This is a genomic window from Dyella sp. OK584, from assembly GCF_057787755.1.
In genome coordinates, this window is sequence record NZ_CM173542.1 from 4,440,034 (window position 1) to 4,455,431 (window position 15,398).

Sequence of the window (15,398 nt, forward strand, 5' to 3'; positions counted from 1 at the left end):
GGTCCCGAAGATCAAAAGCACAAGGCTCGAGCAGCGCGAAACGCTGCTCATCGCTCTTTGTTGTTCGCTCTCGCTCTTGGGTGTTGCTCTACCCGTCCCCTATGGCGCGGTGGGCAGGTGGAGGAAAGCCCGAAGGGTGGCTGGCATGGATGCCAGCCAGTTTTTCGACAGTACATGGATGTGCTGTCGAAAAACCCCGCAACCCGCCCGCGCACCTGGAGGGCGTCAGCCCGGAAGGCGCGCCATCGGGGTGGCCTTTCTCTTGGTTACTTCTCTTTGGCCAAACAAAGAGAAGTAACCCGCTGGCCGGCAGGACAGCGGAAGCCCGCCGCAGGCGAGCCCGATCACGAAGAGGTGGGCAAGGCCAAGACGCTGGATCCCAGCGTTCGCTGGGATGACGAGCAATGCAGCAGCGCGATCAATCGATCATACCCTGCTGCAACTCAAGCAAACGTATCCAACAACCCAATTGCCCGCACGACAGGCGCGACCACCGACGCAACAACCCCATCCTCCGACGACCCCGCATCACCGCCAGTCGTCGAACCCGTCGACGCACCCTGGCTTGAGTTGCCATCGCCTCCACCCTGCCCCACTTCGGCGTGCCCCAGCGTAAGCCCGTGATGGGCCAGCATGGCGTCGAGCTGGCTCAGTGTCTGCTGCACCGCATGTACCGCCTGCGGGTGTTGCGCGATGAAGCTCACGTCGACGTGATCCTGTTTCACGGTGACTTTCACGTCGAGCTGGCCAAGGTCTTCGGGGTGCAGACGGATGCGTGCCTGCTTGATGTCCTGGCCGCCGAGCCAAGCCACCTGCTGACCCAACTCCTGTGCGAAAGCGGGTGTACCCGCTGACGACTGCATGGTCATGGCGTGAGGCGTGGCGGGAGTGGCCGGTGCAGCGGTCTGCCCAGGCTGCATCATTTGTGCGGTCATGGCGCGCAAGGCATCGAGCGGGTCGTTGTGATCGCCCTGTGTGGTTGTGCCCTGCGTGACCTGAGTCAGGCTTGCCTTGGCATCCACAGGCATGCCGGCCGAGGCCACCGGAGTCGTGGTGGCATCGGAGTCTTCCGTTGTCACCGACAGCGCCTTGTCTTTCATGTCATCGCCTTTCATGGCGTCGACCAGATCGTCGCCATCGGCATCGGCATGGGGCTGAGTCTGCGCGGCCTGCGCCGCGCCCAGCAAGGTCAGGCCGGGTGTGATGGCGGCTGTCTGCACGGAGGTTGCGGTCGCTACAGCGCCTGCATCCTTTGCATTGCCATCACTCGCTGCTGCAGTGGCAGGCGTTGGGTTTGCCTGGGCTGGAACGCTCTGGCCCAACAGCGCCAGCATGGCGGCCGTCGCGTCAGGCGTCGTGTTCTTCGACGAGGAGTCGTCGTCCTTGTCGTGGTCATGCGTGTCATCGCGGGATGAAGCGGCACTGGATGTCGACGCGCTGCCAGACGATGTGGAGCGGGGCTCGTCTGGCGTTGACGATGCCTGCTGCGACAGATGCTGCTGACGCGCCTGCTGCAGCGGCTTGGAAAAGTCGCTGCGAGCCGAGTCAGAAGCGTGCTTCCCTGACGACGAGGAAGTCGATGCGTCGGCCTGCGGCGCTGCGTTGGCCGCGAGTGCGACGGAAGGCGTCATGGGGTCGTCTCCAAAGAGGCTTGGCATAGATGCTTCATCACAGTCGCCCTCGCGCGGGGCGCCGGTACTGCATGCGTTCGTCGATTTCAGCCTGCTCGCGGCGGTCTTCGCTCTTGCGCTCTTGTTCGCGGTAGCTAGAGATCACGCTGCCTAGCGCCTTTTCTCGTGCATGAGCATCACGCCACTGGCCACGGACCAGTTCAAGCTGGCGTTGCTGGCGGGCCACTTCGTTGATCTGTTGCGCAATCACCTGGTCGATGCGTTCGACGAACTGGCGACGGTTGAGCAATGCGTTGACGGTGACGCCACCGGAGGTCTGAGCATATTCCTCGCGATAACGCCGCAGCTCCGTCAGCTGCGCTTCGGCTTTTGCCAGCCGCTGCTGCTGTTCGGCAAGCTTCTGCATCGCCGATTCCTGTCGCTCGTGCGCCAGGTCGGCAGCCGGTTGCAGGCGGTTCGCGCGTGACGTCACGGCGCGCCTCCGGCGGTGATTTGTTCGAGCGCGGCGATGGCGTCGCCGAGTGTGGTGGGTGCGTCCACTTCCTGCTGCAGGAAGTCGCGCAAGCGCGGCCACATGGCGATGGCGTGATCCACCTGCGGATCGGAGCCTTTCTGGTAAGCGCCCACCGCGATCAGGTCACGCTGCTGGCGATAGGCCGAATACACCTGGCGAAAGCGCTGTGCCGCACGCAAATGCTCGCGCTTCACGACGGCCGGCATTACGCGGCTGATGGATGCCTCGATGTCGATGGCCGGGTAATGCCCGGCTTCGGCGAGGTCACGCGACAGCACGATATGGCCGTCCAGAATGGCGCGCGACGCATCGGCAATGGGGTCGTGGCGATAGTCATCGCCTTCGGTAAGTACGGTATAGAACGCGGTGATGGAACCGCGCCCTTCGGCATCGTTGCCCGCGCGTTCGACCAGCGCCGGCAGCATGGCAAATACGGACGGCGGATAACCCTTGGTGGCGGGCGGCTCGCCGATGGCCAGCGCAATTTCGCGCTGCGCCTGCGCATAACGGGTGATCGAATCCATCAACAGCAGCACGCGCTGACCGCGATCGCGAAACCACTCGGCAATAGCGGTGGCGTACTGCGCGCCACGCAGACGCTTGAGCGGCGGCGCGTCGGCAGGCGCGGCGACGATGACGGCACGCGCGCGCCCTTCGGGCCCCAGCGTGTGCTCGACGAACTCCTTCACTTCGCGACCGCGCTCACCAATCAGACCGACCACCACCACATCGGCGTCGGTGTAGCGCGTCATCATGCCCAGCAGCGTGGATTTACCCACGCCGGAGCCGGCGAACAGACCCAGGCGCTGGCCGCGCCCCACACTGAGCAGCGAGTTGATGGCACGCACGCCGGTATCCAACGGCGTGTCGATCGGCTTGCGCGCCATCGGGTTGATCGGCTCGCGCTTGAGCGAGGCGTGTTCGTCCACATCCAGTGGCCCAAGGCCGTCCAACGGCACGCCATCGGCGCCGATCACACGGCCCAGCAGCGCCATGCCTACCGGCAAGCCGCTGGTGTGCGCGCAAGGACGCACGCGCGCATTGGGCAGCACGCCGTGCATCTCACTCACCGGCATCAACAGCAGGCGTTCGTCGGCGAAGCCGACCACTTCAGTATCCAGTTCACTGCCGTCGGCGGTGGTGACCATGCAGCGCGCACCGAGTGGCGCTTCGCAGCCTTCCGCTTCCAGCGTCAGCCCCACCACGCGGCGCAGGCGACCTTCCACGGTGAGCGTGCGTGCGCCCAGGGCGCGCTGGCGACGACGTGCCAGCCGTTCCTGCCAAAGCGCGGTGCGCGTTGGGTCGGGCGGCGGATTCATCCGCGCACCTCGTCGGCATCCACGTCGATATCTTCCGCTTCGGCGCCGAGTACGGCGTCGACCACGGCGGCAAGCCGCGTTTCCACCCGTGCATCCAGTCGCGAGCGCTCGCTTTCGAGCATGCAGTCGCCACGTTGCAGGGTCGGGTCGGCAATCAGCTGCCAGTTCGGCTCGACCATTTCCAGCGAACGCAACAGCGCAATGTCATCCGCATGCAGCCGTACACGCAGGCTGCCGGTGGCCGCAGGCAATGCCAGTGCAGCCTGTCGCACGGCTTCGACGACCAGATCCGGCGCCGTGCGCAGTTCGTGGGCCAGCACCTGGCGCGCCACGGTCATGGCCAGGCGCGCGAGTTCCAGTTCAACCAGTTCATCCATCGCACGCAGCGGACGCGCGGCGGCATCCAGCAAGGCATCGAGCCTGCCCAGACGCGAGTTCACCAGGTCGCGTGCCGCGGCCATGCCCTCGGCATGCCCGGCCGCGTAACCTTCCTCGCGCGCCTGCTGTTCGAGCGCCTCGAGATCGCGCACGGTCGGTTGCACCGCCGATTCGGCAGGCGCTTGCGCTGCGGCAGGCGCACCCATCTCCGGCGGATGCCAGCGTTCGAAGGCTGCGAGGTTGTCGCGATTCAGTACGGCGCTCATGCCACCAGCTCGTCACCGGTGCCGGAAAGATTGATGGCGCCCGAGTCAGCCAGCTTGCGTGCAATGCCCAACACTTCCTTCTGCGCGGCGTCGACTTCGCTCAAGCGCACCGGACCGGACACTTCCAGGTCGTCGCGCAGCATGTCGGCGGCACGCTTGGACATGTTGGCGAAAATCTTTTCGCGCACGCCCGGTTCGGCACCCTTGAGTGCAGTGACCAGTCGCGCCGTCGGCACTTCGCGCAGCAAGGTCTGCATGCTGCGGTCGTCGAGTTCCGCCAGGTCCTCGAACACGAACATCAGTTCTTCGATGCGACCACCCAGGCTCGAGTCGTGAGTGCGGATGGCGGCCATCAGCTCGTTCTCGCGGCTGGACTCCATCGCGTTGAGGATGTTGGCCGCTGCCTTGAGACCACCCACGGAGGCGGACTTGAGTTTCTTGGTGTTACCGCCGGAGAACTGGCGCTCCATGATCTCATCGAGCTCGTTGAGCGCATGCGGCTGCACGCCATCGAGCGTGGCGATGCGCATCACCGCATCGCTGCGAACACGCGGCGGCAGATAGCCGATGACTTCGGCAGCCTGGTCGGGCTCCAGATGGGCCAGCACCAACGCGATGATCTGCGGGTGCTCCTGGCTGATCATCTCGGCGATGGCGCGACTCTCCATCCACTTGAGCGACTCCAGACCCTTGCTGGAGCGGCCGAGCAGAATGCGATCGATCAAACCGCCAGCCTTGCTCTCGCCCAGCGCGTTGACCAGGATCTTGCGGATGTACTCCTCCGTGCCGACACCCAGCGAGGTATGACGACCCATGTCCTCGTTCAGGCGGGAGAGCACGGTCTCCACCTGATCGCGCGATACGTTGGTGAGACCAGCCATGGCCGTGCCGACGGCCTGAACATCGCGCGCGCTGAGGTGCTTGAGCACTTCGGCGGCGTCCTGCTCGCCCAGCGTGAGCAACAGGATGGCCGCGCGTTGCGCGCCGCCGATTGAGAGTTCTGCCTTCATGATTCATTCCGCCCGACTGCGTGCGTGCCCGGTTCTTGTGCCGTCGCTGCGCGCGCGGCGTATCCGGGAGTTATCGGCCGGGCCGCCCGTTTCCGAAGCGCCAGCTGGAAAACCATAGCGTGTGTCCGATCAGCTGCCATCTTCGCCCACCCAACTTCTGACGACCTGCGCGACGTGCTTGGGGTTTTCACTGACCATGCGCCGCGCCAGGCCAATGCGTTGCTCATAGGCGATGGTTGGCGGCACGCCGTTGAGACGCGCCAGTTCGTCGCCATCGTCCTTGTCGTCGATGCGTACAGAGATGGTTGGCGTCATGGGTTGCTGTGCCACCGCCAGGCCCCTGCCCGGCGAGGGTGCACGCGAGAGTCCGCGCAACAGCGGACGCAGCAAACCGAAAGCCACCAGCAGCGCGACCAGGATGCCGGCGGCCTGCTTGATCAGGTCCAGCATGCCGGGGCGTTCCCAGAACTGCATCGGTGGCTGCGTGGTGTCGCCGGCCACTTCCTGATGGAAAGGCTGATTGATCACGCTGACGTTGTCGCCGCGTGCCTCGGTGTAACCCACGGCGTTGCGGGCGAGCGTGGTGAGGTGCTCCAGTTCCTGCGGCGTAAACGGCACGCTCTTGTTGCCCTTGTCGCCGGGCACACTCTTGTTGTCGACCACGACGGCAACGGTGAGGCGTGCGAGACGGCCGGCTGGATCGCTTACGTGGCTGATCGTGCGGTCTAGTTCGTAGTTGCGCGTGGCGCTGTTGGAATTCTCGCCAGGTGCGCTCGTCTGCGCCGTAGCTGCCGCGGCGCCCTTGCCAGCTGTCGCCTTGCCCGCATTGGGCTGCGCGGCCGTCGGCTGAGCCACCGCATTGGGCGGCTGATTGCTCAGCGCACCAGCAATGCCGCCATCGCTCCCGCTACCGGTGCGGGAATTGCTGCTGGTCTGTTCGCTGCGCAGCGCCGGGTGTTCGTGACCGTAGGTTTCGGTGGCCTTCTCGGTTTCGCTGAAGTCGAGGTCTACGTAGACCTGCGCGCGCACCTTGCCGGGGCCGACCAGCGGCGTCAGCAATTCTTCGATGCGCTGCGCATAGGAGTTCTCGATGCGCGTGGTCAGACGCAGGCGCGTATCGCCAATGGCGCTGGCACTGCCCGGATCCGTGGAGGTGAGCAGCTGACCCTGCTGATCCACGACCGACACTTGCTTGGGGTCAAGGCTGGGCACGCTGGAAGCGACCAGGTGAACGATCGCCGCCACCTGACTCGCATCGAGCTGTCGCCCGGGATACAGCGTCACCAGCACGGAAGCACTCGCTTCGTGACTGTCGCGGATAAAAGCCGAAGGCTTGGGCAATGCGAGATGCACACGCGCCGCGCGCACCGACTGAAGACCTGCGATGGTGTTGCCCAGATCCGTTTCCAGCATCTGCTGGTAGCGCGTGCGCTCGGCCAGATCGCTCATGCCGAACGGCGAGTCAGCGCCGGGAACGGTGGCCGTAGCCGCACTGCCCTGCGGCAAGCCCTGCGCGGCGAGCTTCAGCCGGATGGCCGCCAGGTCGGACGCAGGCACCATGATCGAATTGCCATCCGCACCCAATGTATAAGGCGTGTTGGAGGCTTGCAGCGCCTGCGTCACTGCAGCGGCGTCTTTCTGTTCAAGGCCTGCATACAACAGACCGTAGTTGGGGCCACGCGACCACAACACCACGGCCACGCCGAGTGCGACGGCTGCCGCCACACCAACCAGCAGCAACAGCTGCCGCGTTGCCGGCGTGCGCGCAAGCTGCTTGAGGTCCAGGCGAGAACCGGCTCTGTCGTCGGTGGTCGCGAGGGCGTTATCGGCCATGAAAACTGCTCGTGCTCAGTGGACGCGAAGGCGTCGTCATCGGACCAGCTAGAGCCTGATTATGGTCTTCCCGTAGCCCGCGCCGGGCTCGGTTTGCGCGCAGGCCAAGGAAGAGCGAGGAAGTGTATGTCGATACACGACCGAGCGATGACGCTGGCATGTGGGCAAACCGACCCGGCCTGGAGGGTTGCCGCTGAGTGGCCGTCATGCGGCAGCGCACGGCTTGGCCTGACAGCCAGTCAGGCGCAGCGCCGCGCCCTACCACCTGACGGCCACTCAACGACAACGCGGGCTGTGGGAAGACCATAATCAGGCTCTTAGACCGGCATGTTCATGATGTCTTTGTAGGCATCGACCAGCTTGTTGCGCACCTGGGTCAGCGTGTTCAACGAGAGATCGGCCTTCTGCACGGCCACCATGGTGCGACCGAGATCGGCGCCCGCATCGCCGCGTTCAAAGCCTGCAGCGAGGTTGCCTGCTTGCGTCTGTGCATCGGCCACGGACGAGATCGACTGCTTGAGAAGACTGGAGAAATCCGTCTGCCCGGGCTTTGCCGCACTGAACGATTGCTCGGCCGGCCTCACCTGGGAGGAGAGCTGGCGCATTTGCGACAGAAGGTTGTTGACGTCGATCTGGGTCATGACGGAAATCCAACGCGTGACGGTGTTTGAGTGTGTAGAAGCACAAGGCGTGCCATGCCATTTTTCGCTTGTCTTGCCCTTGTAGGAGCGCACCCTGTGCGCGACCGCGGAGGTTCGGTGTACCGCTACGTAGGCATGTCGCGCACAGAGTGCGCTCCTACAGGACCGACGTTTTTCCGAGTGCAACGCAAGGTTGTCCCCTCACCCCAACCCTCTCCCCAAAGAGGAGAGGGAGAAAAAGCACATCAAGCCTGCAGGCTTGGCTGCAGCCCGTACTTGCGCAGCTTTTCCACCAGCGTCGTGCGTTGCATGCGCAGCAGTTTCGCCGCGTGTGCCACCACACCGCCGGTAACGTCAAGCGCTTGACGGATCAACCCCACTTCGATGTCGGCCAGGTGATCCTTAAGATCCAGCCCACCCTCGGGCAGCATCACCAACGAATCGGCCGGCACTACCGTCATCGGCTCGGCCATCGCGCTCGAATGACCCGTCATCAGCGACAGCAGCGCGGAACCGCGCACTTCCTCGATCACCTGCTGCCCGCGATATTTTTCCGGAAGGTCGCTTACGCGCACTTCGCCGTGCGGATAGAGAATCGAAAGACGCTCCACCAGGTTGTACAGCTCGCGCACATTGCCCGGCCAGGCATAACCATGCAGTGCATGCATGGCGCCCGCGCTGAAGCGCACGCCGGACAGGCCGCGACGCGACAGGCGCTGGTTGAACTCGGCCACCAGCTCCTGCAGGTCGTCCAGGTGCTCGCGCAACGCCGGCATTTCCAGCGGGAATACGCTCAGGCGGTAATACAGGTCCTCGCGGAACTGGCCGTCAGCAATGGCGGCCTCCAAATTGCGATGCGTGGCGGCAATGATGCGCACGTCGCAGCGTTGCGTGCGATTGCTTCCCACGCGCTCGAACACGCGCTCCTGCAGTACGCGCAACAGCTTCACCTGCATCGGCAAACTCATGTCACCGATTTCATCCAGGAACAGCGTGCCACCCTCGGCCAGCTCGAACCGGCCCTTGCGTGTGCTGATGGCGCCGGTGAACGCGCCCTTTTCGTGACCGAACAGTTCGCTTTCCAGCAGTTCGGCCGGAATCGCGCCGCAGTTGATCGCCACGAAAGGCTTGTCGCGGCGCGACGAACATTCATGAATGCTGCGTGCCACCATTTCCTTGCCGGTGCCCGATTCGCCCAGCACCAATACGCTGGAGTCGAACGGCGCCACCTGACGAACCAGAGAGTTCACTCGGGCCATCGGTGCCGAGCAGCCGACCAGTCGAAGCTCCGTGCGACGCATTGCCGACGGCGACTGAGGGCCACGCAAGGTCTCGGCGAGCTGTTCGTAGCGCAGCGGGAAATCGACGACTCCCACGCGGGCGGCGAATGGCGATGCGTCCGCCCCCATCCGCGCCACCCAAGTCGAATCGGTGGCCAGCAACACCATCACATGCGCTGCGGCGGCACCCAGTTGGGCGAACTGCTGCTCCGCCTTCGCATCATCCCGCACGTCGCCCACATAGACCGCGCGCCAGGCATGAGTCGCTTCCTCCACCGTTTCGCAGTCATCGGCGCGCTGTGGCCGATAACCAAGAAACTCCAGCGCCGATACGACTGACTCCGCCCTGCGATGATCGGATTCGATCACCAGTACGTCGAACTTTCCCATGACTGACTCTCGTGCGTGCTGCTTCATCGATGGACCCCTGAACCCCTGGACTGCGCTGCTGGCGAGTCGACAATCCGTCGTCGTCTGTTGAAGAGGGTTCAGCAAGAAGAAGGCCAGTACGGAACGATTTTTCGACGCTGACGGCCGCCGCCATCTGCCGGTCAGCGTCACCCGCGGGCGCAGCGGCTCGCCCACGTCGCAAAGGTATGCGACATGTGACTGAATCTATTGGGTTAAAACGAAGGCTAAAGGTCTGCGGAAAAGTGACCCTGTGCGACACCAGAGATGAGATCGGCGTCAAAGAACTTTCGCGTCGATTTTACGTAGCGTGATGTCGGTCACATAGTGGTCGCGACCGTAGGCAGATTCCTAAGAAGCTGTCAGGCGACGTTCTGCCACTTTACGTCGGTGGTGGCGGAACACGAGGCGCTCAAGTGCGTCACACGTCACGTCGTCCTGTGATTCGAACGCCACGAAAACGTGATCGACATCACGTTCTCGCACGAGCCGTGCCGGCAACTCCAACGGCAAGGCCAGGCAGCCATCGAAATGCAATCGCACCAGGCCGCTTGCCTGACCGACAGGCCACATGGCTCGCGGCAACACAGCTCCAATGGCGTTGAAGCAGAGCAACTGGCGGGGTGGTAGCTCGACATCGCGTCGAAGCAATTGATCCAGCATGGCCATCAGCACGTTGAGCTTGCTGTCCACCCGCTGCAATTCCTGCGCGACCGGGCTTTCCTCGTCGAGCGTGTCGCTGCGGCGTTCGCCAAACACGGCGAGCGTGCCCAGCACGCTGAGGTTGCGCTCGCGCATCGCCAGTAGCTGCAACTCGCCCAGCGCCTGCGGCAACGCCGCGCAACTGGCGTGAAGGCCGTCCTCATAGGTGACGCGCTCGGAAAAGGCCTGCCAGGATGAGTCTTGCATGGGTCCCTCGGTCGTTCTGGGCCGGGCTTCGAGACAGCGCCGGAATACGTAGGGATTATGCGCGTATTCGCTCTGGCGCCAGACTGGACGTAGCGTCAGTCGATGCCGGCGTGAAGGTAGGCGCTAAGAGCACGGTGGCGCTGCTGATGCTGCCCCAGTGCTTCGCCGAGGTGGTCGCGCTGGTCGCCGGCCAGCTTGCGGACTTCCTCGGTATGGGCAAGCAGTGTCTTGAGGGTCGCAAGCGCCGCCGGATCGGACAGGGACAGCGAATTGAGCAGGCCGCTGCGTTCGGCCTCGAACGAGGCGACGGCGTCCCAATCGCCGGCGCGGGCCGAGGCCAGCATGCGTGCGCTGACATCGAGAATGCTGGCAGCCATGTCCATCACCATCACGCAGCAGCGCTGGAGGCGCTCTGCGACGCCATGTACGTTTCGCGAATCTGGCGCCAGCCGTCGCGCACTGGCGTCAGCAAATCCACTGCTTCGTCAATGGCGTGCTCGTCGTCGTTGAGCTGGGCGTGAAGAAGACGGCGGCTCACATAGTCGTACAGCGCGTCGAGTCGACCAGCCAGCGTGCCGCCAGACGTGTGGTCCAGGCTGCCGCGCAACTCACCGAGAATGGCCAGCGCCTTGCCGAAATGCATGCCCTTCGCGGGTACATCGCCCCGGCGCATGGCACCGCGGGCCTGATTGATCCGGTCGATGGCGCCGTCGAACAGCATGCCGGTGAGCTGGTGACGGTCGGCACCCTCGACGCTGCCGCGCGCGCTGGTGTCCTGATAGATCGCGCCGGCGTTGCGCGTGTAGCCGTAGGTCATGGTCGCTTCCCCGCGTTCAGTTCTTCGAGCTGTTGGAGTTGTTGATCTGCTCGAGTGCCGTGGTCAGGTAACTGCTGGTGTTGTTGAGCGAGGACATCAAGGTGTCCAGCGCGGTGTACTGCTGCTGCAGCTGGGTCTGATAGGTCGCCATGCGCGCATCGAGCGAAGTCTGTTGCTGGGTCAGCTGGGTCAGCGTGTTGTTGAGGCTGTCCATGCGCGTGGTAATGATGCCGTTGCTCGACGTATAGCCATCGATCGTCTTGTTGAGCGCGTTGGCATAACCATTGGCACCGGTGAACAGATCCTTCACCGCGCTGGGGTTGGACTTGAGCGTCGAGGCAAGCTTGTCCGTATCCAGGCTTAGAGTGCCGTCGGCGTTGCGGGTGATGCCCAGATTGGACAGCGTGCCGATGCTGTTGCCCTTCACCGAGTTACTGAGCACGGAGGAGATCTGCCGCTGCACCGAAGTGAGCGTGGCATCGCCCAGCAGCACGCCAGCGGTGCTGGTGCTCTTGTCGAAACTGGACAGCGAGGACACCGTGCTGGCGTAGCTGTTGAATGCGTCGACGAAACCCTGGACGGCCTTGTTGGCGGCGGTGGTGTCCTGCGCCACGGTCAGCGTGTTGGTGCCGGTACCGGTGAGATTGAGCGTCACGCCGTCCATCATGCCGGTGACGGTATTGGTGGCGCTGGTGACGTCGATGCCGTCCACCTGGAGCTTCGCGTCCACCGGCTCGTTGTTGCCCGCCGTATTGAGCTTGCCTGCCAGCGCAAGCAATCCGCTGCTGCTGGTAGCGTTCGCGCTCACCGAGAAACTGTTGGCGACACCCGTCTTGCTGGAGCTCAGCATCAGCTGCTGACCGTTCGCACCATTGATGATGGTGGCTGTTACGCCCGGGTTGGACGAGGAGCTGTTGATGGCGGAGGCGATGTCCGACAGCGAATTGGTGGCCGACACGGCGATGTTCATCGTGTTCGAACCCACGGTGAGGCTGAGCGTGCCGCTGCCCACTGCCGTACCGGTGGCGTACGCGTCACTCGCACGCTTCTGCGCCGTCGCCAGTTGGCTCACCTCGATGGTGTAGGTACCAGCGTGAGCACTGGACATCGTGGTCGCGGTGCCGATGCTGGAACTGCTGCCGCTGGGCGTCAGCGTGGCGGCGTAGCTGTTGAACGTGTTGACCGAGGTGAGCGTGGCGAGCGCGCTTTGCACGGAGCCCAACGCCGAGTTCAGCGAAGACAACCCCGTGAGCAGGTTGTTGGTCTGCGTAGTACGCGTGGTGATTTGCGTCTGCGGCGCATCTTTTCGTGCATTGACCAGCGCGGTGACGATCGCACTGACGTTCAGGCCGGAACCGAGACCCGCCGAGCTGATGGTGCCGCCGGTCGTCGTCAAGCCGGTCGTTGGGGTGGTGGTGGGGGTGGTGGTGGGGGTGGTGGTGGGGCTGCTGGTAGGGCTGGTGGGGGTCATGGCGCTGCCTTTTCACTTTCCCGAATGAACCCCGCTTTGCGGCGGGAAGTTTCGAGCCCCCGGCAAAACCCTCGTCTCTCAAGGACTTTGCCGGTGGCTCCCGTGATACCTGGCGGGCCCAAGGGCCCGTCAGGCGATAAAACCGGCCGAGGCGGACGCGACCCGGGAGAGCCGCGTCCAGGCCTTCCGTCCGTTACTGCAACAGCTTCAGCACCTGCTGCGGGTTGGAGTTGGCCTGTGCCAGCACCGAGATGCCCGCCTGCTGCAGCACCTGAGCCTTGCTGAGGTTGGCCGTCTCGGCCGCGAAGTCCGCGTCCTGGATGGTCGACTGCGAGGCCTGCAGGTTGGTGGTCTGAGCCGCCACCGTGGAGATGGTGGACTGGAAGCGGTTCTGCACCGCACCCAACTGGGCAGCGAAATCGCTCACTGTCTTCAGAGCAACGTCGACGCGCGAGATCAGCGCGTTGGCGTTATCGACGGTCTTAACATCGGAGCCATCCAGCGATCCAGCGGTATTGACGGCAGCGCCATCCACATAAGCTCCGCCGGCACCGACGTCGGTGGCGACACCCGTGATCTTGGTCTGCGTGGCACCCAAGGTGGAGGCGGCAGCGATGGAACCGGTGTCGGCAACCTTGAAGGAGCCATTGGAGAACAGGCTCAGGCCGCCCTTGCCGTCCACCGCCGCGCTGACGCCAGTGACAGCCTTGGCATTGATGGCATCAGCCAGATCCTGGACGCTGCTGGCCGTGCCGCTGAGTGCTACTGCCGTACCATCGGTGCCGGTGATGGTGATCTTCGACAGATCCATCGTCAGCGCCGCGCCGGTGGTGGCATCGGTGAACGCACCGCTCAGGTCGGAGGTGTTGACCTCAGCGATCTTGCCCATGTCGCTGGCCTTCACGCTGGTGCCCAGGTTCACGCTGATGGTCTGGCCGACGTCGGCGCCGATCTGGAAGCTCTTGGTCTGCATCGTGCCGTCCAGAACCTTGGAACCGTTGAACGTGGTCTGGTTGGCGATGCGGGTGATTTCAGCCAGGCGCTGCTGCACTTCCTGGTCGATCGAAGCGCGGTCACCGTCCGTGTAGGTGCCGTTGGCCGACTGCACGGCCAGGTCACGAACGGCCTGCAGGTTGGCGGTGACCTGATCGAGCGCGGAACCGGCGGTCTGCGCCAGGTTGATGGCGTCGCTGGCGTTGGCGCTGGCCTGATTGAGGCCGCCAACCTGCGTGGTGTAGCGCTGCGAGATGGCGAAGCCGGCGGCGTTGTCGGCGGCGCTGTTGATCTTCAGGCCCGACGACAGACGCTGGGTGGCCATGGCCAAGGCGTTCTTCGACTTGGTCAGGTTGTTCTGAGCATTCAGCGACGAGATGTTGGTATTGATAACGAGAGACATGGATTTCTCCTACGTAACCGGTGGCCGGTTGGTTGGCTTTGTTCGTGCCGGCGGCAAGGTCCTCAGTGGGAATGCCATCCGCCTCGGTGAGCTTTTCGGCGTCCTTTCGGATTACTTGAGCCACTCACTGCCATTTCGTGATAGAGCGCACTTTGCAAGCGTGGCGAAACCTTTCCACCGTGCGCACCATCACACCCGACCCTTGCTGCGTAGACCTCCCTGCTGCATCCGCGACCGATATCCAGCCCATGCATCGCGCAGCCACCAACGCGGCACGCGCAACCACGAAGCCATTACTTGATGTAGTTGAACAAGCTCATCGATTTGACTTGCGCGAACACCTGCTGCGACGCCTGCAGCGCCGCCGACTGCAACGACAGGTTGCTGATCGCGGTGTAAGGATCGGCAGCTGCCACGTCCGACAGCGCGGCCTGATAGGTAACGTTGAGATCCTGGTACACGCCCTGCTGCTGCGTCAGCGTGTTCAATCGTCCGCCGATGGCGACCTGCGTCGCGCTGATGCCCGACTGCGCCTGGTCGATCGACTCGATCTGCCGGCTCATCACGTTGGTGAGTTGCGTATCGCTGCCACCACCCTGCAACGCAGTGATCATGTTGCTGAGCGTGGTGAACACATCCTGCTGGCCGCCCGACTGCACTGACACCGTATCGCCGGCAGCGGGTGTACCGCTCATGGCGACGGTCATGCCGTTGAAGCTGATCGAGCCGCCGTCCGTGTAGGTACCACCCACCGGATTGCCGCTACTGTCGAGCACGGGATTGCCACGGGCATCGGCAGCCGTCCAACTGCCTGCCGTACCGAAAGTGATGGTGTAACCACCACCGCTGCTTGCCTTGCCGGCATTCCATGCGGCCAGATCGGTGACGCTGTTGGTGCCTACGAGCAACGTGCCCGTATTCGTTCCGCCCGCGCTGGCTACGAACGAACCATTGCCCGAAGGGACATTCATGAAGATGCCCGAGCCGGCGTCGCCGGTAGCGATCTGCAACCCCGAGCCCACCGCCGCGCGCTGCTGTCCATCGTTCCCCGCGTAGCTCACGGTGCCGTTGACGCCCACCTGAAACGGCGTGCTGGTGGTGCTGGTGCCGGCGAACAATGCATTGCCGTTGCTGTCTGTGGTATTGGCCGCCTGCACGAGCTGGTCGCGGATCTGGCTGAGCTGACTGGCGATGCTCTTGCGGTCGCTATCCGAGAGCGTTCCGTTGATGGCCTGCAGCGACAGCGTTCGCACGCTGTCGAGCGCGCTGTTCACCGAGTCGAGTGTGCTGGCCTCGGTATTGAGCCTCGTGTTGGCGCTGTCGATGTCGTTGGAAAACTGCGCGTTGGCCGCAATGATGTGGCCGAGGCTCACCACTTGCCCCGCGCCCGCCGGATCGTCGGATGCCACGTTGATGCGCACGCCCGTATCGACCTGATTCTGCGAGGCCGCCATTGCGCTCTGCTGGTTGAGCATCGTGCTGAGGGACTGCTGATACATCCAGCTGGTGGAGAGGCGCATCGTGG

Annotated in this window: 14 protein-coding genes; all 14 read right to left on the minus strand. The window is 63.9% G+C overall.

The annotated features are described in order from the left end of the window. Positions 1 to 443: 443 nt before the first annotated feature. A complete protein-coding gene (locus AC3CBN_RS20145) occupies positions 444 to 1,631 on the minus strand; it encodes a flagellar hook-length control protein FliK (RefSeq protein WP_488634750.1) in 1,188 nt (395 codons plus the stop codon). Between the two features lie 37 nt (positions 1,632 to 1,668). Continuing rightward, positions 1,669 to 2,103 (minus strand): flagellar export protein FliJ, encoded by a 435-nt coding sequence (gene fliJ, locus AC3CBN_RS20150; protein WP_488634751.1) that lies wholly within the window; start codon positions 2,101 to 2,103, stop codon positions 1,669 to 1,671. After that, positions 2,100 to 3,464, minus strand: coding sequence for a flagellar protein export ATPase FliI (gene fliI / locus AC3CBN_RS20155; protein ID WP_488634752.1), 1,365 nt, complete (start codon positions 3,462 to 3,464; stop codon positions 2,100 to 2,102). The genes fliJ and fliI overlap by 4 nt, the downstream gene beginning before the upstream one ends. Next, positions 3,461 to 4,108 carry a flagellar assembly protein FliH gene (locus tag AC3CBN_RS20160; RefSeq protein ID WP_488634753.1) on the minus strand — a complete coding sequence of 216 codons (648 nt, stop codon included), beginning with the start codon at positions 4,106 to 4,108 and terminating at the stop codon, positions 3,461 to 3,463. Before AC3CBN_RS20160 ends, fliI begins: the two co-directional genes overlap by 4 nt. Next, positions 4,105 to 5,100 (minus strand): flagellar motor switch protein FliG, encoded by a 996-nt coding sequence (gene fliG / locus AC3CBN_RS20165; RefSeq protein WP_488636778.1) that lies wholly within the window; start codon positions 5,098 to 5,100, stop codon positions 4,105 to 4,107. Before fliG ends, AC3CBN_RS20160 begins: the two co-directional genes overlap by 4 nt. Positions 5,101 to 5,247: 147 nt before the next feature. Next, on the minus strand, positions 5,248 to 6,951 hold the full coding sequence (fliF, locus tag AC3CBN_RS20170) for a flagellar basal-body MS-ring/collar protein FliF (RefSeq protein WP_488634754.1): 1,704 nt from the start codon (positions 6,949 to 6,951) through the stop codon (positions 5,248 to 5,250). A gap of 317 nt (positions 6,952 to 7,268) precedes the next feature. Next, positions 7,269 to 7,592, minus strand: a complete 324-nt coding sequence (fliE, locus tag AC3CBN_RS20175; RefSeq protein WP_488634755.1) for a flagellar hook-basal body complex protein FliE — start codon at positions 7,590 to 7,592, stop codon at positions 7,269 to 7,271. A gap of 245 nt (positions 7,593 to 7,837) precedes the next feature. Further along, positions 7,838 to 9,262 carry a sigma-54 dependent transcriptional regulator gene (locus AC3CBN_RS20180; protein ID WP_488634756.1) on the minus strand — a complete coding sequence of 475 codons (1,425 nt, stop codon included), beginning with the start codon at positions 9,260 to 9,262 and terminating at the stop codon, positions 7,838 to 7,840. 369 nt (positions 9,263 to 9,631) lie between these two features. Continuing rightward, the gene (locus AC3CBN_RS20185; protein ID WP_488634757.1) at positions 9,632 to 10,189 is read right to left on the minus strand and encodes a PilZ domain-containing protein; all 558 of its coding nucleotides are present in this window, start codon (positions 10,187 to 10,189) and stop codon (positions 9,632 to 9,634) included. A 95-nt stretch (positions 10,190 to 10,284) separates the two neighbouring features. Beyond that, entirely contained in the window at positions 10,285 to 10,566 is a 282-nt protein-coding gene (locus AC3CBN_RS20190; protein ID WP_488634758.1) for a flagellar protein FliT, read from the minus strand. Positions 10,567 to 10,577: 11 nt separating this feature from the next. After that, positions 10,578 to 11,006: a flagellar export chaperone FliS gene (gene fliS / locus AC3CBN_RS20195; protein ID WP_488634759.1), complete on the minus strand. Its 429-nt coding sequence runs from the start codon at positions 11,004 to 11,006 to the stop codon at positions 10,578 to 10,580. Between the two features lie 16 nt (positions 11,007 to 11,022). Next, positions 11,023 to 12,477 carry a flagellar filament capping protein FliD gene (gene fliD, locus AC3CBN_RS20200; RefSeq protein ID WP_488634760.1) on the minus strand — a complete coding sequence of 485 codons (1,455 nt, stop codon included), beginning with the start codon at positions 12,475 to 12,477 and terminating at the stop codon, positions 11,023 to 11,025. A 193-nt stretch (positions 12,478 to 12,670) separates the two neighbouring features. Beyond that, positions 12,671 to 13,873, minus strand: coding sequence for a flagellin N-terminal helical domain-containing protein (locus tag AC3CBN_RS20205; protein ID WP_488634761.1), 1,203 nt, complete (start codon positions 13,871 to 13,873; stop codon positions 12,671 to 12,673). A 293-nt stretch (positions 13,874 to 14,166) separates the two neighbouring features. Continuing rightward, complete coding sequence (gene flgL / locus AC3CBN_RS20210) at positions 14,167 to 15,393, minus strand: flagellar hook-associated protein FlgL (protein WP_488634762.1); 1,227 nt, start codon at positions 15,391 to 15,393, stop codon at positions 14,167 to 14,169. Between the last annotated feature and the right edge of the window lie 5 nt (positions 15,394 to 15,398).